This window comes from Arthrobacter sp. Sr24 (assembly GCF_054511175.1).
Genome location: NZ_JBTNDB010000006.1, coordinates 139,094 through 157,666 on the forward strand (window position 1 = coordinate 139,094; position 18,573 = coordinate 157,666).

Genomic DNA, 18,573 nt, shown 5'->3' on the forward strand with positions numbered 1-18,573 from the left:
GAAGCTACATCAACCGCAGCGGGCGGGTGCCCAATTGCACTGTGATTTCCTGACCCCACGAGGCGGTCAGGCGATCCCCTTCCATGCCGTCCCCGAACACGACCAGCTGATCCGATGCTGTTGAAATCCGCAGCGGCTCCCCAGCCCCTAGCCGCCCTTCTGTCAGTTCGGCGCCCGTGGCAGGCGAGGGCCAAGCCTCGCGGACAAACCACGCCAATAGCGGCTCCGTAGGTGCGGGTAGTGCGCGGCCGCCGCGCTCGCGCGCAATCGAGGCGCACCAACCAGTGGCGCCCGTCCCGGTGGAAATAATCAGCCCGGAGGACGATTGGCTCTCAACCCGGCCATCCGGCGTCGTAATTTGATAACGGGCTGATTGGTGGGAGGAATGCCCAATGAAAATCTCGTTCAGTGCGGAAAGTTCTTGACCGTCGTCGAGCCTCGCGGTCACCATGGCCAGTTCTTGGCAAGGTACTCCGGCGGAGCCCGCGGCAGCCATTTTGGCTAGCAGCGCGGCGGCGGATTTGGGGGAGTATCGGACCAAGACGCCGGCGTTGACGCCCGGCTCGGGGTCGATGCCCAACACCGGTTGGCCATTGAGGTATTTGGCCGTGTTGGCAACGAGCCCATCTTGTCCGACGACGGCGATCAGGTCATCGTGGGTGAACATGAAGCGGCTTAGGTCGGTGCGTTCCACCTCGGCATGGCGCCACTCTGCCGGTACGGCCGCACGGACCTGATCCAGCGCGGCGGTGATGACATCGTGGCGTTGCTGGGCCTGGTGCAGGCTGCGGCCGCGGGTGCGGAGGAAGAACTCGGCCTGCCCCGGGGTGGCGTGGCGTTCAATCAGCTCCTGAAATTCGGTGCGCCGGTGGACGATGACAAGGCGGGGAGTTGCCATGATGCTTACCTTCCAGTGGGCAGGGTGGCCTGCTCGGGAGTGTTGCCGGGGGCTTGGAAGAGTCCAGCCAGAACGCCGCTGAGCAGATCCGGGGTGATGGTCAGATTGTTGATATTGGGCAGCGAGGCGGCCGCTTCGCGGAACGCCAGGGCCAGCAAAGTGGCCTGGTCCATGTCTTTGTACACGGCCATCGTGGCCGCTTCGCGGGCTGCTGTCGCCTCGCCGACCAGCATCAGCTGATTGGCTTCGGCTGTGGCGCCGATGCCTTGACGTTCGGCCTCGGCTTGGGCGCGGATTAAGCTCGCAGCCGACTGTTCCTGCGCTTCGCGGCGGGCATTGGCACCTTCCTGCGTGACTAAGTGTTCGCGCCGGGCGGCAAGCTCAATTTTGCTGGCCATCTCGTTCTCCGAAATGGTCCGCTCGCGTTCCACGGCCACGGCTCGGCGTTCGTAGACCGCCTTGTCCGCTTCAGCCTGGAGGTGTTCGCGGACCGGTGTCTGCAGGGCCCGTTCAACATCGGACTCCGGCTTGACGGCCAGGACCTGGACACCCAAGACCTCAATGCCTGTTGACTGCAAGCGGGCGTCGGCCTGCAGCGCCCCGGTCAACAGGGTGCGTAGTTCACTGACCCCGCGCTCCATGGACTGCGCCAAGGTGGTGGCCGCAATCTGATCGATAGCGTGGCTCTGGCACAACTGACCAATGATGGTGGCAACCTGTTCGCGGCCGGCAGTGGTTGAGGCGCCGCCCGGCTGGAGAGCGAAGTCCAAACGGCTGGCCACCGAGACTGGATCATTGAAACGGTAGGTGACGTTCGCCTGGACCGTGACGTCTTGGTGATCGCGGGTGGTGGCGTGGAACAGTGTAGGCAGTTCCTGGTCATTCACCGGGACTTCGCTCAGGACCGAAGCGGATGGGCGGAACCAGAATGCCTGGCCCACACCCTGGTGCTGGACGGCACCTTTCTGCAGGTGAACCACATAGCCTGTGGGGCTGCCGAGAAAGTGGCTGATCCAAGGGTAGCGCTTGATGGTGGCCATGAGATTGTCCTTTCCTTAGTTATTATCAAGTTGATAATAACTAAGAGTCTAGGGTGCATTGCTGTTTAATGTCAATTTGATAATAAGTGTTGGGGAGTGGGTGCTGGGCGTCCTGCAAAACATCCGGCCACGCAGCCCGGCTACGCAGCCCGAGGTGCGAACATGATGATGCTGACGCCAACCAGGGCCACGGTGGCGCCGATGACGTCCCAGCGGTCGGGGGCGAACTTGTCGAAGATCATGCCCCAGATCAGCGAACCTGCAATGAATACCCCGCCGTAGGCGGCCAGAACTCGGCCGAAGTTGGCATCGGACTGCATCGCGGCAATGAAGCCGTAGGCGCCCAATGCCATGATGCCCAGGGCTGCCCACCACCAGGCCTTGTCCTCGCGCACGGCCTGCCAGATCAGCCATGCTCCGCCAATTTCAGCTACGGCGGCGAAGGCGAAGATGATGACGGTTTTTACAATGCTCATGACTCATCTTCTCGCATTGTTTCTCCCATAACGTGTCTCTGACGTTGCCGGGGATGGACCTTGGCTCGCCGAGTGTACAGATAAGGTACGTTTCGGGGTCGAAATGGCTGCCTAGCGTACATCATCTGCACACTCGGCGAGGGTGAGAGTCTGAGCGGGGCGGGGCGAGGGTGAGAGCCTGATCGGGTCGTGCTGCGGTGGGGGAGAGCCGCGGGCCTGAGCGAGGGATCGGGTAAGGATAGCGCCGGCCAAGAGCGTTAGAGCTGCGTCCGGCGCCGGCCATCCACCGCCAGGAAAAGCAATGCCAACACGATGGGCCCGTAGGTGAACATGGCGGTCCACCCTAAAGTCTCACCCAAAAACAGTGAGACGCCCACTAAGAGGACGGGCTCCACGTAGCTGAGTAGTCCGAACAGGGACAGTGGCAACCATTTGCTGGCGAGCAAATAGAGGGCCATCGCAATGCCGCCCAGAACGCCGATCGAGATGGCTGCACCGAGTCCTGCAGTTGCCATGTCTGAGCAGGAGGCCACTCCGTGCGGGCCAGTCAGAATGAAAAAGACACCCACGGGAAGCAATAGCAAAAGCTCGGCAGCAAAGGCTGGCAGGTTGTCGAAGCCAATCTTGCGCCGCAACACAAAATAGATGGGGTATCCCAAACACACCACCAAGGTGGGCCAAGCCAGTCCGCTCAAAGAAACCGCCTCGTGCCCCACACCCACAGCCGCGGCGGCAACCGCCACTTTACTTAAGGTGCTGAGCTTGTCAGCGAAGAAAACACGTCCTGCCAACACCATGGTTAACGGGAGGAGGAAGTAGCCAAAGGACACCGAGAGCGCCATATTGTTCAACGGCGCCCACATGAAAAGCCACAGCTGTACGCCAACGATCCCCGCGGCAAGTACCCCGGGCAGAAGGAGGATTGGCCGGCGTCGAACGCGTGCTGCAAGGGAGATAATCTCAGCACGTGACCCGGAGAGGAACGGCAAAATCACGCCCAGAGTAGCCAGGGTCAAAACCACACGCCAGCCAAAAATCTCCTCCGCACCCCACCCCGGCAGGAGCCCTGCGATCAGGAAGATGACAGCGAAAAGGACCGAGGCAATGAGGGAAGTGGCAACGCCGCGCCCGGCGTGAGAAGAGGAACTGGGAGAAGTGAGAGTCATGGACATGCTCACTTTCTCCAGAACGGGCGAAAATGCAGGCGTGGCCGCGATATATGCGGGCATGAAAAGTGCCCCCGCCGGGGATCGAACCCGGATCTGCCCTTTAGGAGAGGGCTGTCTTATCCATTGGACTACAGAGGCGCGTCACCTAGCCTAGCGGAACAGGCAGGCAAGCAAAAAACTAGGTTCAGGCTGGCTGTGACATGGCTTTCTTCTTGCCGCCGAGGAATAGGGCCAAGCCGATCGCCAGCAGTGAGGCAATCAACAACATCCACGAGGCAGTGACGAGTCCCGAGGTCAGCGAGACGGCTCCGGAATCAAGAGTTTCGGCTCCAAGCATGGAATCGACGGAAGCATTGGACCACAGTGAAATCGCGGCAAAGGCCAGAGGGAGTACCCAGAGAGTCCAGCGGAGCGACTTTTTGGACACATTTGAGGCGATCAGGGTCAGTGCTGTGATGGCGAAAATCAGGGCGAAAAGGGTCCCGGCTGTCTTGCCTACATAGTTCAACTGGCCCAGGGCGTCAGCATCCATGGCCAGACGCAGCGCCTCAACATGGGCCGTACTAAAGCCCAAAACGAACGACTGCGGCATGGCCAATCCACCGGAGATGTCCTTCATCTGGTTTAGCGTCAGCAGGTGGAAGTAGAAAAACAAGAACATGCTGGCCACGGAGCCGGCGATCAGGATCAGGTTCGCGTTGCCCTGAGCCTTCTGCGGCGTCCGCACGGTGCTCGTGTTAACGACGGGAGTGCTGGGCGGTGTTGCAGCCTTGCCATGCAGGGCAGCACGCTGAGCGGGAGTTTTAGCCATGACTCCATTATCGCCCAGATTAGGCTTAGCCCATGGCATACCTTGTGAATCCAGCGCCCAGCGACAGTGAATTGGCGGCGAAACTCCTGCGGGAAGCCGGAGCCTTAGCCTTATCGATCCGTGCGGAGGGCCTGGCTGCACTGCACGCTGGGCGCCACATCAAGGCCAACGCGGCCGACTTTGCCACCGCCGCGGACCTCGCTGCCGAAGCCCATTTCTTCAACGCTCTGCGCGCTGCCCGCCCGGAGGACTCCATCCTGGGCGAGGAAGGCGCCGGACATGAGGGCTCCTCCGGGCGGACCTGGATTATCGACCCCGTCGATGGCACCTACAACTTCACCAGCGGCTCCTCCTATTGGTGCTCGGCACTGGCTCTGGTCCGTGCTGATGAATTCCGCGCCGAAGTGGCTTCCCCCGATCAACTGACCGATCTCCCCGCCGATCACCTCACCGATCAACGTTCGACGCCGGATCCGCTCGCCACCGCGGAGGTACTGCTGGGGGCTGTGTTCCAGCCCGAAGAAGACAAACTGTGGCTGGGCGGCACCACGGTTCCTTCAACGCTCAATGGCGAACCTCTCCAGCTAGGTGCGGCTGTGTATCCGATGGGCAAACAGTTGGTGGGGGAGCTCTCCGCAGCCACCTATATCCACCCGGGATGGCTGGCCCAACCCAGAGCTGCGTTGCCGTGGCTTAAGGCTGCCGAACTGCCCGCCACGTTGCGCATGCTCGGATCCGGATCCTGCGATCTGGCCCGAGTGGCCCAAGGCGAGCTGGGAGTGTGGTTCCAGCACAGCGTCCCGTCCTGGGACTGGCTGCCCGGCAAGGGGATCGTTGAAGCGGCCGGTGGGAACACCGCCGTCGTTCGGGTCAATGGATTGGATTGGTGTGTGGCCGGTCCTCACGGAGCTGTGGATGAAATTGCCGCAGCGCTTCGCAGCGGCGAGATGCCGGGGTAGTTGCGCGCGGTTGAAGTGGGGGCGGAAATGGGAATGTCAGTAGGGCGAACTACACTGGATTGAACCATGGATATGTTGTTTGACCCTTACCCCCAGAAGCCCAAGCCAACGCTGAGTGCAGGTGCCGGACTGCCCTCGTGGCAACCCTTTGAACAAGAGGACCCCGGCGCCGATATGCCGGAATTCGGCGGTGAGGCCCCTGCTTGGGAGCAGCGCGCGCCGATGCAGGAGCCCGCCCAGAGTCGCTGGCCCGATCCGGAGAGCCTGCTCGAGGGCATGAATCCGCAGCAGGAAGAAGCCGTAGTCCACACGGGCTCACCGCTGCTCATTGTGGCTGGTGCCGGGTCGGGAAAAACCCGAGTCCTCAGCCACCGCATTGCGTATTTGTTGGCCACGGGGCAGGCGCATCCGGGGCAGATTCTGGCCATTACCTTCACGAACAAGGCTGCCGCGGAAATGCGCGAACGCATTGAGGCACTCATTGGGGACGCGGCGAAGAGCATGTGGATTTCCACGTTCCACTCATCGTGCGTAAGGATTTTGCGCCGGGAAGCCAAGACCATTGGGCTCAACTCCAACTTCTCCATTTACGATTCGGCCGATTCGCTACGCCTGATCACCTTGGTGTCCAAAGGGCTGGATCTGGACCCGAAGAAGTTCGCCCCGAAGCAAATCATGCATAAGATTTCAGCGCTGAAAAACGAACTCATCGACGACGATGAAAACGCCATGAACACCAATTTCAGTGACCCCTTCGCCGCGGCCGTGGCTGAGGTTTACAAGGGCTATGCCCAGCGCCTGCGCCAGGCCAACGCCATGGATTTCGATGATCTCATTGCCCAAACGGTGTACATGTTCCGTGCCTTCCCTGGCGTTGCCGAGTACTACCGGCGCCGTTTTCGGCATGTTTTGGTGGACGAATACCAGGACACCAACCACGCCCAATACGCGCTGGTGAAGGAAATAGTGGGCACCGAGGCCAGCTCGAGCAACGGGGGCCTAGGCACCGGGATTGAACCCGCTGAGCTGACCGTGGTGGGCGACTCCGATCAGTCCATTTACGCGTTCCGTGGCGCGGACATCCGCAACATTGTGGAGTTCGAACAGGACTACGCCAATGCGGCCACCATCAAGTTGGAACAGAATTACCGCTCCACGCAGAATATCCTCAGCGCCGCCAATGCTGTCATTTCGCGCAACCCCAACCGCCGGGATAAGCGTTTGTGGACTGCCGAGGGCGACGGTGAAAAGATCGTGGGCTACGTTGCCGAATCCGAGCACGAGGAAGCCCGTTTCATCGCCAAGGAGATTGACAAGCTCCAAGACGAGTCCGATCTGCGCCCTGGCGACGTGGCAATTTTCTACCGCACCAACGCCCAATCGCGCGCCATTGAGGACATCCTGGTCCGCGTTGGCCTGCCTTATCGCGTGGTGGGTGGTACCCGTTTTTATGAGCGCAAGGAAATCAAGGACGCCCTCGCCTACCTGCGTGCTCTGGTCAACCCGGACGACGACGTCAACTTGCGCAGGATTCTCAACGAACCCAAGCGCGGGATTGGCGACCGTGCAGAAGGCGCCGTGGCGGCGTTGGCCGAACGCGAGCGGATTTCTTTCTCAGCGGCCATGGCCCGTGCCGACGAGGCTCCCGGAATTGCCTCGCGTTCGCTAAACGCTGTCAACACCTTTGCCAAGATGATGGCTGATCTGGCCGAAATTGCGGCAACATCCACTCCGGCCACAGCGCTGGAAGCTGTTTTGGAACAGAGCGGCTACCTCGAAGGGCTGCGAACCAGCACAGATCCGCAGGACGAATCGCGGGTGGAAAACTTAGCTGAGTTGGTCGCCGTCGTGCGCGAATTTGGGCAGGAAAATCCTGAGGGAACACTCGGGGAATTCCTGGAGCAAGTCTCACTCGTGGCAGACGCTGACCAGATACCTGATGCGCCCGGTGGCTCCGAGGCTGAAGCTGCGGCTGCCGTCGCGGAAGCCAAACGGCTGGGTGTGGTCACCTTAATGACCTTGCATACTGCCAAGGGACTGGAGTTCCCGGTGGTGTTCTTGACGGGGCTGGAACACGGGTTGTTCCCGCATTCGCGCTCCGCAACGGACCCCAAGGAACTCGCGGAGGAACGCCGACTGGCGTATGTGGGACTCACCCGTGCCCGGAAACGGCTGTACATCACACGTTCGGAAGTTCGCAGCTTGTGGGGGCAGAGCCAGTACAACCCGGCCAGCCAGTTCATTGATGAGATTCCCGCTGAACTTATTGAATGGAAGCGTGAAGGCACCGCTCGGGTGGCGCCGGTGGCAGGAAACTTTGGCACCAGCCGCTACTCCGGTTCCTCATGGGGAGCAGGAACAGCCGTGGGTGGACGTGACTCCGGGGCGCTGCCGCCGAGCATCTCGGCCCGCACCGCAGCCGGGCGCGTGGAACCGCAGAAGGAAGTCATTTCCGTCAGTGTGGGGGACAAGGTCAATCACACCAGCTTTGGCAACGGCGTTGTGTTGGAAATTAGCGGCGCCGGGGATAAGACAGTGGCCAAGGTGCGCTTTGAGATTGGCGAGAAGCGTTTGCTGTTGCGCTACGCGCCACTTGTGAAAGAGGAAGGCTAGCCGGCGGGAGTCGCTGGGCGCTCCGTTGCGTTGCGCAGATCCGCAGCGTTGCTGGCGGGGATGCTGTTGTGTTGCCTTTAGCTGTCCGGCTGCATCACCGTCCAGGATCCGACACCAGCACCCGCCAGCAGCCAAGCCGCTACTGATCCGCCTACGTATGTGGAGCGGTTGAAAGCGACACTGGTGGTAAGGCCCACGGATAATCTCTCCAGCTCGGAACTGCCGCAGTTTGTGACTGATTCACGCAATATCGCCTGTATCTTCACCACGTCACAGACCGGAAACTTGAACCTGCCGTGGGAGCCCAACAATTACGGCAATAGCGCTACCTCGGCGGCACCGCACTGCTCTACCCAGATCGTGCCGAGTATGGTGGCTGCCGGGCGGGAGTGACTCCCGTTGAAGGGATTTTTTGGTTCAGCGGATCGGCTAGCCAGAACATGGATGGCCAAGACATGAACAGCATCGCCGTGCTGCCACCAGGAATGCCATGGAGGCGCAAGGCTATCGCTGCGAGCCGCTGGATGACGGAGTGACCTGCGCCAACTTAGCCGATGAGACCGGATTCTTCAGTGCAGCCAAGAAGTACGAACTCTTCGGGCCCGAGGCGAAGGCGTTTGCAGCGCCCACTTCTTAGGTCCGGAAGCGCTCACTTCCTAGCTGCGGAAGCGCGCATGGTGGGGCTGAAGCGCGAGGAAGGTCACGCCGTCGTGCGTTTAAAGAGGGCTACTGTGAGCCGAATTACTGAATATTCGCTTTAATACTGTGGTTTATTGGCCAAATATGTGCTTGCGGTATGAAGCGGTAATGTGTGAAAAGGGGTTAACGCCCTCAAGATCACTACTTCGACGCAGAAGGACACTAATCCGTGGACCTGTTTGAATACCAGGCGCGCGACATGTTTGAGGCTCACGGCGTTCCCGTGTTGGCCGGCATCGTGGCGCACACCCCTGAAGAAGCAAAGGCAGCAGCCGAGAAGATTGGCGGCGTCACCGTCGTCAAAGCACAGGTGAAGGTCGGTGGCCGCGGTAAGGCTGGCGGCGTCAAGGTAGCCAAGAACGCTGAAGAAGCGTTCGGTTATGCCTCTGACATTCTCGGCATGGACATCAAGGGTCATACCGTTAACACGGTCATGATCGCGCAGGGTGCAGACATTGCGCAGGAGTTCTACTTCTCCGTACTGCTGGACCGCGCCAACCGCAACTACTTGGCCATGTGCTCGGTAGAAGGCGGCATGGAGATCGAGGAACTCGCCGTTGAGCGTCCCGAAGCTCTGGCCCGCGTTGCTGTTGACCCGGCCGTGGGCATCGATGCAGCTAAGGCTGACGAGATTGTAGCCACCGCAGGTTTCAGCGCTGAGCTGGCTCCGAAGATTGCTGCCGCCATCATCAAGCTGTGGGACGTCTTCATCAAGGAAGACGCAACCCTGGTTGAGGTCAACCCGCTGGTTCTCACCGGCGCTGGCGAGATCGTGGCACTGGATGGCAAGGTCTCACTCGATGAGAACGCCGACTTCCGCCACCCGCACCACCTGGAACTCGAAGACGCCGCTGCGGCTGACCCGTTGGAGGCCAAGGCTAAGGCTGCGGACTTGAACTACGTCAAGCTCGACGGCGAAGTTGGCGTTATCGGTAACGGTGCTGGCCTGGTTATGTCCACGCTGGATGTTGTCGCCTATGCTGGCGAAAACCACGGCGGCGTCAAGCCCGCCAACTTCCTGGACATCGGTGGTGGAGCATCCGCAGAGGTCATGGCCGCTGGTTTGGACGTCATCCTCAACGACCCTCAGGTCAAGAGCGTTTTCGTGAACGTCTTCGGTGGCATCACCGCATGTGACGCAGTTGCCAAGGGCATTGTTGGTGCACTGGCCGAGCTCGGCTCAGCTGCCAACAAGCCGCTGGTTGTCCGCTTGGACGGCAACAACGTTGAAGAAGGTCGCCGCATTCTCAACGAAGCCAACCACCCGTTGGTCACCCTGGCCGCAACCATGGACGAGGGCGCCGACAAGGCTGCCGAACTCGCCCACGCAGCAAAGTAGAGGTTTGTAAAAACTTATGTCTATCTTCTTGAATAAAGACTCAAAGGTCATCGTCCAGGGCATCACCGGCGGCGAAGGCACCAAGCACACCGCTCTGATGCTCAAGGCTGGGACCCAGGTTGTTGGCGGCGTGAACGCACGCAAGGCCGGCACCACTGTTGTTCACGGCGACGTTGAACTGCCCGTTTACGGTGCCGTTGCAGAAGCTGTTGCCGCAACCGGCGCCGACGTCTCCATCGTCTTCGTCCCCCCGGCATTCACCAAGGATGCTGTTGTTGAAGCCATCGAAGCTGGCGTCCCGCTGGTAGTTGTCATCACCGAAGGCGTGCCCGTTCAGGACGCTGCCGAGTTCTGGGCCTTGGCTCAGTCCAAGGTTGACGCTAACGGTGAGCAGATCACCCGCATCATCGGCCCGAACTGCCCCGGCATCATCACCCCCGGCGAAGCACTGGTTGGCATCACCCCGAACAACATCACCCAGAAGGGCCCCATCGGCTTGGTCTCCAAGTCCGGTACCCTGACCTACCAGATGATGTTCGAGCTGCGCGACCTGGGCTTCTCCACCGCGATTGGCATCGGTGGCGACCCCGTCATCGGCACCACCCACATCGACGCACTCGCTGCGTTCGAGGCGGACCCGGAGACCAAGGCCATCGTCATGATTGGTGAAATTGGTGGCGACGCTGAAGAGCGCGCAGCCGAGTACATCAAGGCTCACGTCACCAAGCCTGTTGTTGGCTACGTTGCAGGCTTCACCGCTCCTGAGGGCAAGACCATGGGCCACGCTGGCGCCATCGTTTCCGGCTCCGCAGGTACGGCTCAGGCCAAGAAGGAAGCCCTCGAGGCTGCCGGTGTCAAGGTTGGCAAGACGCCTTCCGAGACCGCAACCCTGCTGCGCGAAGTTTACGCAGCACTGTAATTCCTTAGGCGCCTAAGCGCTGACAGATTAGCTGTACTGAAAAGCGGGGGTACTCCCCCCTTTTTGTTGGGTGGTGTTGCGTTTTTTTTTTTCTCACCCCCGCCACCACCCCCCCCGCTTTTGTTTTGCCCGAACGCACGACGCCGGCCACCGCCTTGCGCTGGTGTCCGTGCCTGCCGTTGTGGCTGTCTTTGGATGACGATTCCTCCGCAGCTCCTCCACAGATTCGGTTCGCCATGAGGTTGTCCACATTAGCGGTTCAGGGGATGGTGCCTACCTTGCTTCGGGGCCACGATCGAGGCATGAACACTTTTGAAGAGGACCCATGGAACGTCGCTCCTCGGGGAGCGCGGAGCAATATGAAGAGAACTGGCATCGGCATCAGAGCAAAGCTCCCTGGCGATTTGCCGGCAGATGGGGATAGCTGCGTTGGCGGTGTGAATGTGCCCGCTGGCATCACAGTCACCCCCGAAAGAAGACAGCATGTGGACGCGGACGGCAACGAGAAACTCAGCGAGTTGCTGGCGCCCATAGGCTGGTACACGCCGACGGGCCGGGGAACTACCAATGAACTCTGGTGGGATTTAGCCAGAGCGTTCACGCGGACAGGACTGTGGCCAGTGGTTGGCGGGGGTGAGCGATGCGGCAGTATGGGCCCCTATACCTCTCAAGAACCGCCCAGCCGAGACCATGGAAACGAGGCAGCCAATGCGCTGCAGCGCTGTTGGGACGGCATGCGATTCGTTAACCGTGAGACTGGCGAACCCTTACCGGAAAGGAGACCACTGTTTCCAGGAGTCCCTGCCGGGGCGCCGCCTGAGGATTTCATAGAATGGCTGACGGATGAAAGAGGTGAGCATTGGGGTGCCGGGTACGCAGGAGTTGAAGCCGGCATCCTACTGGTCCCGGCCAGCCAACCGGCGCAGGTGCCACGGCTCGTAGGGTGGAGCGGAGCGTGCAACTATTTTATCGACGGACATGACACCTCCGCGGTGCTCGGGTCCTGGGAAGAGAGATATGGGGCGGTGCTCTATCAGCTCGGCGGAACAACCCTGACTCTGCGAGTTGCCCGTCCGCCTGCCACCTTAGCGGAAGCCAGAATAATCATGGAAGAGCACTATCTGCTGTGCACCGACAATTTCTATCCCCAAGACTTCAGACCGCCCCTCAGCCCCGAAGATTATGCGCGGCGACTCGTCAACGCTCCGGTCTGGGATTTCTGGTGGGACTGAGGCAGCCTGCTCTTGGATGCAGCCTTATGCGTCCGGCGGCACCATGGGCAGGCCTTCTGCCTCCCAGCCGCTCATGCCGCCAGTCAAGGTATCGGCGTTGAAGCCCAGTTCGGTCAAGGCTGCAGCAACCCGTCCGCTGCGACCGCCACCGTGGCAGACAGCGATGACGCGGCGGTTCATATCAAGTTCCCCGGCGCGTTCAACCACGGAGCCTGAAGGAATGTGGACAGCGTCCTCGACCATGCCCGTGGTCAGTTCGGCGGTTTCGCGGACGTCGATGATCTGGACATCGGGATCTGCAGCCAGAATGTCAGCTGGGGTGATTTCTTGCATGAGGTCTCCTGAGTATTGGGTGGGCGTGGTGCCTGGGCAGACGCCGCGCATGAATGACGTCCTCCCAGCCTAGACGGGAATTGGTGGGCGGCGCGGTTAGGCTGGATGCGTGAATGCACCTCTCGCGCCTCAGGCCCGCACCGTTGAGATTGAACGGCTGGAGAAATTTGATGAGCTGATCGATTGCGGCGCTAGGTCCATGCGCGGCTGGCACTTTCAGTCGCTTGACCTGCGCGAGAGGTCTGTCGCCTTGGTGACGTTGCAGGCTTCGGGTGCCGTTTTCATGGGCTGCTCTTTTGATCGCGGCGTGGAGGATTTGTTGCGCGGGCGCGGTGCCCTGATTTTTCCCGCGCTTCCAGACCTGCCCTTTAACGCTTACCGCGGCCACCTGTACACGGGCGCCGAGCTGTTCGCCGGTATTTCTACAGTGGAATATGAGCAGGTGCCTGACGCGCGCATCTATCAGTGGAGCCTGCAACCGAGTCCGGAGCTGCATTCCACGCTCGCCACCGCCATGCACGATCACGCCATCACCGACGCCCTCGACGATTTCCTGGCAGACCAATCAGCCCCGATGGTGGGCGTCATGGGTGGGCATGCTGCCGCTCGCGGGACTGCTGTGTACGCGCAGGCGGCGCAGCTAGGGCGGGCCCTGACGCGCGCAGGATTTCTCGTGGCCACCGGTGGCGGTCCCGGTGCCATGGAGGCTGCAAACTTAGGCGCCTACCTCTCTACGTACGAAGCCGGGACCTTAGAAAGTGCCCTCCTCACCTTGGCCGCAGTCCCCGGCTTCCACCCCTCGGTCACCGAATGGGCGCGGGCGGCGATGACGGTGGTTGAACGTTTTCCTGACGGAGCCCCCAGCTTAGGGATTCCTACCTGGTATTACGGTCACGAACCGGCCAATGTGTTTGCAAGTGCCATCGCAAAATATTTCACCAATGCGCTGCGCGAAGCGATCTTGCTGGACCGCTGCCGAGGCGGGATTGTCTTTTTGCCCGGTGCGGCAGGGACAGTGCAAGAAGTTTTCCAAAATGCTTGTGAAAACTACTACGCCGCGGAGGGCGCCGTCGCTCCGATGGTGCTGGTGGGACGCAAATACTGGGAGGAAGAGATGCCTGTTATCCCGTTGCTGCAGGCACTCGCCCAGGGGAGGAGTATGGCTGACTTCGTCCATGTGGTGGACACCGTGGAAGAAGCCTGCGAGGTTTTAGCCGGGTAAACGCCGGTGCTGGCGGTGTTGCCTGTAGTTGTCATCGCCACGGGCTCGCGCCTTAGACGATCACGCCGCCGAACGCTAAGCCCAGCAAGTAGGTGGCCGCGGCGGCTCCCATACCGATGGCCAATTGGCGGAGTCCTCGCCATAGTGGTGATGCCCCTGAGAGCAGGCCAACAATGGCGCCTGTCCCCATGAGTGCAATTCCCACAAGGAAGCAAGAGAGCAACAGCGAACTCAGGCCCGTCATGCCGAAAAGGAACGGCAAGATCGGAATGATGGCACCGGAGGCGAAGAAGCAGAAGCTGGCGCCGGCGGCGCCCCAAGCGGTGCCCAGTGTTTCGTGTTCGTCCGGGGATTCAAAGTTCTCCGGTTGCAAGGACAGGCTGGGATCGCAGTCGCAGCTGAACTGTCCCATGCGCTCAGCCGCACGGTGTTCTGCGGCTTCACGGGTCATACCGCGAGCCAGATACACGAGTACTAGTTCGTTGTTTTCCAGATCCAATGACTGAGCGGCCGTCAGAGTGACCTGCGTTGGTTGTGAAGCATCAAGGAGTTCGCGTTGAGAGCGGACGGAAACAAACTCACCGGCACCCATGGACAAGGCCCCAGCTAGGAGCCCTGCGATACCGCTAAACAACACCACTTGGCTGGAAACTCCTGTGGCGGCCATGCCCACCACTAGGGAAAGGTTGCTCACTAAGCCATCATTGGCACCAAATACTGCGGCGCGGAAGGAACCGGAGAGGCGGATACGGCCCCGCGTAGCCAGGCCGCGGACCACTTCTTCATGGATGGATTCATCGGCTGCCATGGCGTCGGTTGCATCGACATCGGTGGCATAGGGTGACCGGGACTCGGAACGTTGAGCCAGCGCCAAAACAAAAACAGAACCAAAGCTCCGGGCCAGCAGTCCCAAAAACTGATTGTGCAGTGAGGGACGGGCTGGAGCGCCTGCGTGCTCACCCAAGAGATCCAGCCAATGCCGTTCATGGCGCCCCTCGGCCTCAGCCAGGGCCAGCAGAATTGCTTGCTCTTCGCCTTCTCGACGCTTGGCAAGGTCACGGTACACGGCCGCTTCGGCCCGCTCATCAGCCAAGTATTGGCGCCACCGCCTGATTTCTACAGGTGTGGGCACGCGGTCCGGCGCAGTCTCTGCCACAGTCTTACTCCTCTAAGTCAGCAACCACTGTAGCGCGGAATCACGCGGTTTTTTGGTCGGTAGTCCTCGGAAAAAAGTTTAGGTAGCCCGCAAAATATCGTAACTATGAACGAGGTCATAGAAAGTACTGATCGGCAGTCAGATCAAGACCACAGACAAGTCGCGTCAAGAAAATCAGAAGGGAGAAATGACCGCCAAAAACACCGCCAGGAGGCTGCTAATGCAGAATCAGATTGAGGTGATGGGTTAGCCCTAAGAGTTGAGGCCTCTCCAGGGAGCCCGATGCGGCCGTCACCGAGCACGATCCCAACCCGGTTCGGACCTGAGTCAGCACTGAAACCGGTGATCCCGGCCCTATGGGCCCATTCCGTCCGCTGAGGAACTGGAATAGGCTGTGTTGCCAACGGCCGCAAGCACTGTGGCCGCTGTCCGAAAGGCGGTTGCCGCATGACTGAAATGCTCTTCCCAAAGATGACAGGGGACGCTAGCGAGCCCGGCGTTGTCTCTACTTGGTATGTCCAAGATGGTGATCAGGTCACAGAAAAGCAGCTGATCGCCGAGGTCTCGATTCACAAGGTCGACGCCGAGATTTACGCGCCCGTTCCCGGTACCGTCAAGCTCCGGGTTGACGAAGGGGACGAGGTGGCTCAGGGTGCGGTGATCGCCGCGATCGAATAGTCCCCAACTCCTCCCGAACTGAGCCGCTGGCGCGTCTTAGTGCGGGTCCCTGGGAGTTGTGGGCCCACCCAACTCCTCCCGAACTGAGCCGCTGGCGCGTCTTAGTGCGGGTCCCTGGGAGTTGTGGGCCCACCCAACTCCTCCCGAACTGAGCCGCCCGCCCCAGCTCAGAACGTGGAGAGCCGGAAGCCCACGTTGCGTCCGGCCCGCACACCATTCTGAGCCACCGTGATGACCAAGGTGCCCAGTTCCGGAATCCAGCGTGCCGGGCGCACTGCCTGGGTCAAGGCCGTGGCGAGCTGTTCCGGCTCCTGCGTCTGGTAGTCGTGGAAGCCGTTGGGGGTCTGAAACGAGACCGCACCACGGTTCACATCCACTGCAGGCAGTACCGGGATTCCGGCGGATTTCGCAGGTTGATTCCCCGCGTTTTGACGCTGACGGGACGTGACAGGGGTGCTCGAAGACATGGCGATGACCTTTGCTTGCTCTTGCCCGCGGAGGTTTCCGGGGGCCGCTTCCTCATCCGAACCACCCGTGAAGCATGGGGTTGGCGTGCGGCCAGTCGGAGCTTGGCGCCGCATCTCTTGAAGCTGTCCCAATACTACTGTTTTAAAGTACGACGGCGGGTGGTGACGTAATAAATTACGTCACCACTCGCCGTCGTACTTCTGAGAAGGTTACTTCGCCAAGGTGGCGGTTTCCTCATCCGGGTTGGAGTCCGTGGCTGCCGCGGCGAGGCGGTCATCCCACCCCTTGCGGATGTGCGCAGGGGTGACCGGGGTCAGTAGGGAGACAACAACGTAGACCAGCAGCGAGGCGATGAGGCCGACGTAGATGGGTTCGTTGGCGTAGATGCCGTCGGCGCTGGGGATGGTTCCCGTGGCGTACAGGACCAGCATGACCAGGGTCAGCGCGCAACCCACGGCCATGGACCAAGCGGCGCCCAGGCCGGTGCCGCGCTTCCACACCAGGCCGCCGATGATGGCGACGAGGAGGCCGCCTACCAGGATGTCGTAGGCGATGGTCAGGGCGAACACCACATCGTTGACCACGATCGAGATCACGATGACCATGACGCCCAAGATCAATACGTACCAGCGGTTGGCGCGGACATCGTGCTCGGGGTTTGAGGTGTCGGAAGCGTCGATGGTCTTGCCGAACCAGCTGGCCACGAAAGGGACAACGTCCTTGCGGGCTACTGTGGCGGCGGCAATAAGGGCACCGGATGCAGTGGACATCATGGCGGCCACGGCGGCTGCCATGACAATGCCGCCGATCCCCATGGGCAGCAGGTTAGTGGCGACCTCGGCGTAGACAACGTCCTTGCCCAGCCCTGCAACATCGATGTTAGGCAGCGCCACAAAAGCGGCCATACCGATCATGGCACCGGCAACGCCGTACAAGATGCAGTAGATGCCAGCGGTGGCGCCGCCCCAACGAGCCACCTGGGGATCGCGGGCTGTGAAGACGCGCTGCCAAATGTCTTGGCCAATCAATAGGCCCAAGGTGTAGACCACAAAGTAAGTGATGATGGTCTGCACGCCGATGCCATCCCACTGGAAGAAGCTGGCGTCAACGCGTTCCTTGATGCCGGAGAGTCCGCCAGCTGCGTTCCACGTGAAGGGCAGCATGAGCAAGAAGATACCCACGGTTTTAATGACGAACTGGACCTGATCGGCCAGCGTGATGGACCACATGCCGCCAATGGTTGAGTAAATCAGCACGATCACACCGCCGATGGCAATGGCGAGCCAGCGGTCTAGGCCGAACAGCACCATGAAGATGGTGGCGTAGGCGCCGGTGGAGGTTGCCGAGATCATGATGGTGTACGCCAGCATGACAATGCCGGACATCTTGGTTGCTTCGGCGCCGTAGCGCAGGCTCAACATTTGCGAGACCGTGTAGATCTTCAATTTCTGCAATGTTGGGGCGAAGAGCAGGCTCAGCAGCAGTACGCCGACGCCGATCGCGACCACCAGCCACATGCCGGAGATGCCGAACTTATAGCCCAGCCCCACCCCACCAACGGTGGAAGCGCCGCCGAGGACCACCGCGGCCATGGTGCCGGTGTAAAGGAAGGGGCCCAGGCGCCTTCCGGCAACGAGATAGTCGCTATTATTCTTGGTTCGCGATTTACCCCACCAGCCAAAGGCCAGCATGGCCACCAAATATAAGACGACTATGGCAATGTTTAAGTCCATGAAGGGCTCCAGTGTGCGAAAGTTGGGGATCTAGCCGTGCTGCCCGTGGCATTTGGGCTACTCCGTGCGACTACAGAGTAGTCGAGAGGCTACGTAGCTAAGGTCCCACTAGCGGGTATTGCCTGTTGAGCAACATTTGTTGTCTATTAGAATAAACTGTGATCGTGGTTACAGTCAAAGTACCGCTAGAATTCTTTGGATCGCTATGTAAGGAGCCATCATGAAAGCGTTAGCCCTAGAGCCCAGTTTTGGGCCGGTTGCTATTGGCTCGCGCATCCGTGCGGCCCGCCAGGATCAGCGCCTAACCATTGAGCAAGTCGCTGAGGCTACAGGCTTAACGAAGGGCTTCTTGAGTCGGGTTGAACGAGACCTCACGTCTCCCAGTGTTGCTTCCCTAGTCACCATGTGCCAGGTGCTCTCAATCTCGATCGGTGATTTATTTGCTGCCCCTGAAACGCATTTGACGCTTAAAGGTGAGGGTCCGCGCATCTCCTTGGGTGGCGAAGGGATTGTGGAGCGGCTCCTGACCTCGCGTTCGGAGCGTCGGCTGCAGGTCCTCGGTGCCAGCATTGAACCCTTTGGTCGAGGAGAATCTGAGCTGTACGCCGTGGACTGTGATGTGGATGTACTGCACATCATCAGCGGAGAATTGACGCTCATCATGACGCAGGATTCCTACGACCTGAAAGCGGGAGACACCCTCTCCTTTCCTGGCCGTGAGCCGCACAGTTGGGAAAACCGCACACCATATCCGGTAGAGGCGCTGTGGATTCTCGTTCCGGCCGCTTCCGGATCCGGTAGCGGCTAGCTCGGTAGCTCGGTAGCTCG

General features: G+C 60.4%; 19 protein-coding genes, 1 tRNA gene and 1 riboswitch. Of the genes, 10 read left to right on the plus strand and 10 right to left on the minus strand.

All coding sequences use genetic code 11. The features are described 5' to 3' along the window. Positions 1-4: 4 nt before the first annotated feature. From ACX80D_RS06440 to ACX80D_RS06465, 6 genes are all read right to left on the minus strand, one after another. A complete protein-coding gene (locus tag ACX80D_RS06440; RefSeq protein ID WP_459321815.1) occupies positions 5-898 on the minus strand; it encodes a diacylglycerol kinase catalytic domain-containing protein in 894 nt (297 codons plus the stop codon). 5 nt (positions 899-903) lie between these two features. Continuing rightward, complete coding sequence (locus tag ACX80D_RS06445; protein WP_459321816.1) at positions 904-1,938, minus strand: SPFH domain-containing protein; 1,035 nt, start codon at positions 1,936-1,938, stop codon at positions 904-906. Positions 1,939-2,078: 140 nt separating this feature from the next. Further along, entirely contained in the window at positions 2,079-2,414 is a 336-nt protein-coding gene (locus ACX80D_RS06450) for a YnfA family protein (RefSeq protein WP_459321817.1), read from the minus strand. Positions 2,415-2,671: 257 nt separating this feature from the next. Further along, the gene (rarD, locus tag ACX80D_RS06455) at positions 2,672-3,580 is read right to left on the minus strand and encodes an EamA family transporter RarD (RefSeq protein WP_459321818.1); all 909 of its coding nucleotides are present in this window, start codon (positions 3,578-3,580) and stop codon (positions 2,672-2,674) included. Between the two features lie 69 nt (positions 3,581-3,649). Continuing rightward, positions 3,650-3,721: transfer RNA gene (locus tag ACX80D_RS06460), tRNA-Arg, on the minus strand. Positions 3,722-3,767: 46 nt separating this feature from the next. Then, positions 3,768-4,394: a hypothetical protein gene (locus tag ACX80D_RS06465; protein WP_459321819.1), complete on the minus strand. Its 627-nt coding sequence runs from the start codon at positions 4,392-4,394 to the stop codon at positions 3,768-3,770. 32 nt (positions 4,395-4,426) lie between these two features. On the opposite strand from ACX80D_RS06465, the gene ACX80D_RS06470 reads away from it, so the two are divergent. The 7 genes from ACX80D_RS06470 (at position 4,427) to ACX80D_RS06500 (ending at position 12,155) form a co-directional block, all read left to right on the plus strand. After that, positions 4,427-5,353, plus strand: coding sequence for an inositol monophosphatase family protein (locus tag ACX80D_RS06470; protein WP_459321820.1), 927 nt, complete (start codon positions 4,427-4,429; stop codon positions 5,351-5,353). Positions 5,354-5,575: 222 nt separating this feature from the next. Beyond that, positions 5,576-7,966 (plus strand): DNA helicase PcrA, encoded by a 2,391-nt coding sequence (gene pcrA, locus ACX80D_RS06475; RefSeq protein WP_459321853.1) that lies wholly within the window; start codon positions 5,576-5,578, stop codon positions 7,964-7,966. Between the two features lie 159 nt (positions 7,967-8,125). Further along, complete coding sequence (locus ACX80D_RS06480) at positions 8,126-8,359, plus strand: hypothetical protein (protein WP_459321821.1); 234 nt, start codon at positions 8,126-8,128, stop codon at positions 8,357-8,359. Between the two features lie 97 nt (positions 8,360-8,456). Continuing rightward, positions 8,457-8,603: a hypothetical protein gene (locus ACX80D_RS06485; RefSeq protein ID WP_459321822.1), complete on the plus strand. Its 147-nt coding sequence runs from the start codon at positions 8,457-8,459 to the stop codon at positions 8,601-8,603. Positions 8,604-8,834: 231 nt separating this feature from the next. Next, positions 8,835-10,004, plus strand: a complete 1,170-nt coding sequence (sucC, locus tag ACX80D_RS06490; protein ID WP_459321823.1) for an ADP-forming succinate--CoA ligase subunit beta — start codon at positions 8,835-8,837, stop codon at positions 10,002-10,004. A 16-nt stretch (positions 10,005-10,020) separates the two neighbouring features. Then, positions 10,021-10,923, plus strand: a complete 903-nt coding sequence (gene sucD, locus ACX80D_RS06495) for a succinate--CoA ligase subunit alpha (protein ID WP_459321824.1) — start codon at positions 10,021-10,023, stop codon at positions 10,921-10,923. A gap of 302 nt (positions 10,924-11,225) precedes the next feature. Continuing rightward, positions 11,226-12,155, plus strand: coding sequence for a DUF4253 domain-containing protein (locus tag ACX80D_RS06500; RefSeq protein ID WP_459321825.1), 930 nt, complete (start codon positions 11,226-11,228; stop codon positions 12,153-12,155). Between the two features lie 24 nt (positions 12,156-12,179). On the opposite strand, the gene ACX80D_RS06505 is transcribed toward ACX80D_RS06500, so the two are convergent. After that, a complete protein-coding gene (locus ACX80D_RS06505) occupies positions 12,180-12,488 on the minus strand; it encodes a rhodanese-like domain-containing protein (protein WP_459321826.1) in 309 nt (102 codons plus the stop codon). A gap of 109 nt (positions 12,489-12,597) precedes the next feature. Here ACX80D_RS06505 and ACX80D_RS06510 point away from each other — a divergent pair, with 109 nt between their 5' ends. Continuing rightward, entirely contained in the window at positions 12,598-13,710 is a 1,113-nt protein-coding gene (locus tag ACX80D_RS06510) for an LOG family protein (RefSeq protein ID WP_459321827.1), read from the plus strand. 52 nt (positions 13,711-13,762) lie between these two features. On the opposite strand, the gene ACX80D_RS06515 is transcribed toward ACX80D_RS06510, so the two are convergent. After that, positions 13,763-14,866 (minus strand): VIT1/CCC1 transporter family protein, encoded by a 1,104-nt coding sequence (locus ACX80D_RS06515; protein WP_459321828.1) that lies wholly within the window; start codon positions 14,864-14,866, stop codon positions 13,763-13,765. Between the two features lie 447 nt (positions 14,867-15,313). On the opposite strand from ACX80D_RS06515, the gene ACX80D_RS06520 reads away from it, so the two are divergent. Continuing rightward, positions 15,314-15,544 carry a biotin/lipoyl-containing protein gene (locus ACX80D_RS06520; protein WP_459321829.1) on the plus strand — a complete coding sequence of 77 codons (231 nt, stop codon included), beginning with the start codon at positions 15,314-15,316 and terminating at the stop codon, positions 15,542-15,544. Positions 15,545-15,711: 167 nt separating this feature from the next. On the opposite strand, the gene ACX80D_RS06525 is transcribed toward ACX80D_RS06520, so the two are convergent. Together ACX80D_RS06525 and ACX80D_RS06530 are read right to left on the minus strand one after the other, a co-directional pair. Next, positions 15,712-16,011, minus strand: a complete 300-nt coding sequence (locus ACX80D_RS06525) for a hypothetical protein (protein ID WP_459321830.1) — start codon at positions 16,009-16,011, stop codon at positions 15,712-15,714. A 12-nt stretch (positions 16,012-16,023) separates the two neighbouring features. Then, positions 16,024-16,134: riboswitch (SAM riboswitch) on the minus strand. 87 nt (positions 16,135-16,221) lie between these two features. Then, entirely contained in the window at positions 16,222-17,745 is a 1,524-nt protein-coding gene (locus ACX80D_RS06530; protein WP_459321831.1) for a sodium:solute symporter family protein, read from the minus strand. Positions 17,746-17,965: 220 nt separating this feature from the next. Between ACX80D_RS06530 and ACX80D_RS06535 the strand changes: the two genes are divergently transcribed. Next, positions 17,966-18,553 (plus strand): helix-turn-helix domain-containing protein, encoded by a 588-nt coding sequence (locus tag ACX80D_RS06535; RefSeq protein WP_459321832.1) that lies wholly within the window; start codon positions 17,966-17,968, stop codon positions 18,551-18,553. Positions 18,554-18,573 lie beyond the last annotated feature (20 nt).

Excerpts from the sequence above, each read along its gene's own strand:
- ACX80D_RS06440 (WP_459321815.1), bottom strand. The coding sequence starts at position 898 with ATGGCAACTCCCCGCCTTGTCATCGTCCACCGGCGCACCGAATTTCAG.
- ACX80D_RS06445 (WP_459321816.1), bottom strand. The coding sequence starts at position 1,938 with ATGGCCACCATCAAGCGCTACCCTTGGATCAGCCACTTTCTCGGCAGC.
- ACX80D_RS06450 (WP_459321817.1), bottom strand. The coding sequence starts at position 2,414 with ATGAGCATTGTAAAAACCGTCATCATCTTCGCCTTCGCCGCCGTAGCT.
- rarD (WP_459321818.1), bottom strand. The coding sequence starts at position 3,580 with ATGACTCTCACTTCTCCCAGTTCCTCTTCTCACGCCGGGCGCGGCGTT.
- ACX80D_RS06465 (WP_459321819.1), bottom strand. The coding sequence starts at position 4,394 with ATGGCTAAAACTCCCGCTCAGCGTGCTGCCCTGCATGGCAAGGCTGCA.
- ACX80D_RS06470 (WP_459321820.1), top strand. The coding sequence starts at position 4,427 with ATGGCATACCTTGTGAATCCAGCGCCCAGCGACAGTGAATTGGCGGCG.
- pcrA (WP_459321853.1), top strand. The coding sequence starts at position 5,576 with ATGCAGGAGCCCGCCCAGAGTCGCTGGCCCGATCCGGAGAGCCTGCTC.
- ACX80D_RS06485 (WP_459321822.1), top strand. The coding sequence starts at position 8,457 with ATGGAGGCGCAAGGCTATCGCTGCGAGCCGCTGGATGACGGAGTGACC.
- sucD (WP_459321824.1), top strand. The coding sequence starts at position 10,021 with ATGTCTATCTTCTTGAATAAAGACTCAAAGGTCATCGTCCAGGGCATC.
- ACX80D_RS06500 (WP_459321825.1), top strand. The coding sequence starts at position 11,226 with ATGAACACTTTTGAAGAGGACCCATGGAACGTCGCTCCTCGGGGAGCG.
- ACX80D_RS06505 (WP_459321826.1), bottom strand. The coding sequence starts at position 12,488 with ATGCAAGAAATCACCCCAGCTGACATTCTGGCTGCAGATCCCGATGTC.
- ACX80D_RS06520 (WP_459321829.1), top strand. The coding sequence starts at position 15,314 with ATGACTGAAATGCTCTTCCCAAAGATGACAGGGGACGCTAGCGAGCCC.
- ACX80D_RS06525 (WP_459321830.1), bottom strand. The coding sequence starts at position 16,011 with ATGTCTTCGAGCACCCCTGTCACGTCCCGTCAGCGTCAAAACGCGGGG.
- ACX80D_RS06530 (WP_459321831.1), bottom strand. The coding sequence starts at position 17,745 with ATGGACTTAAACATTGCCATAGTCGTCTTATATTTGGTGGCCATGCTG.
- ACX80D_RS06535 (WP_459321832.1), top strand. The coding sequence starts at position 17,966 with ATGAAAGCGTTAGCCCTAGAGCCCAGTTTTGGGCCGGTTGCTATTGGC.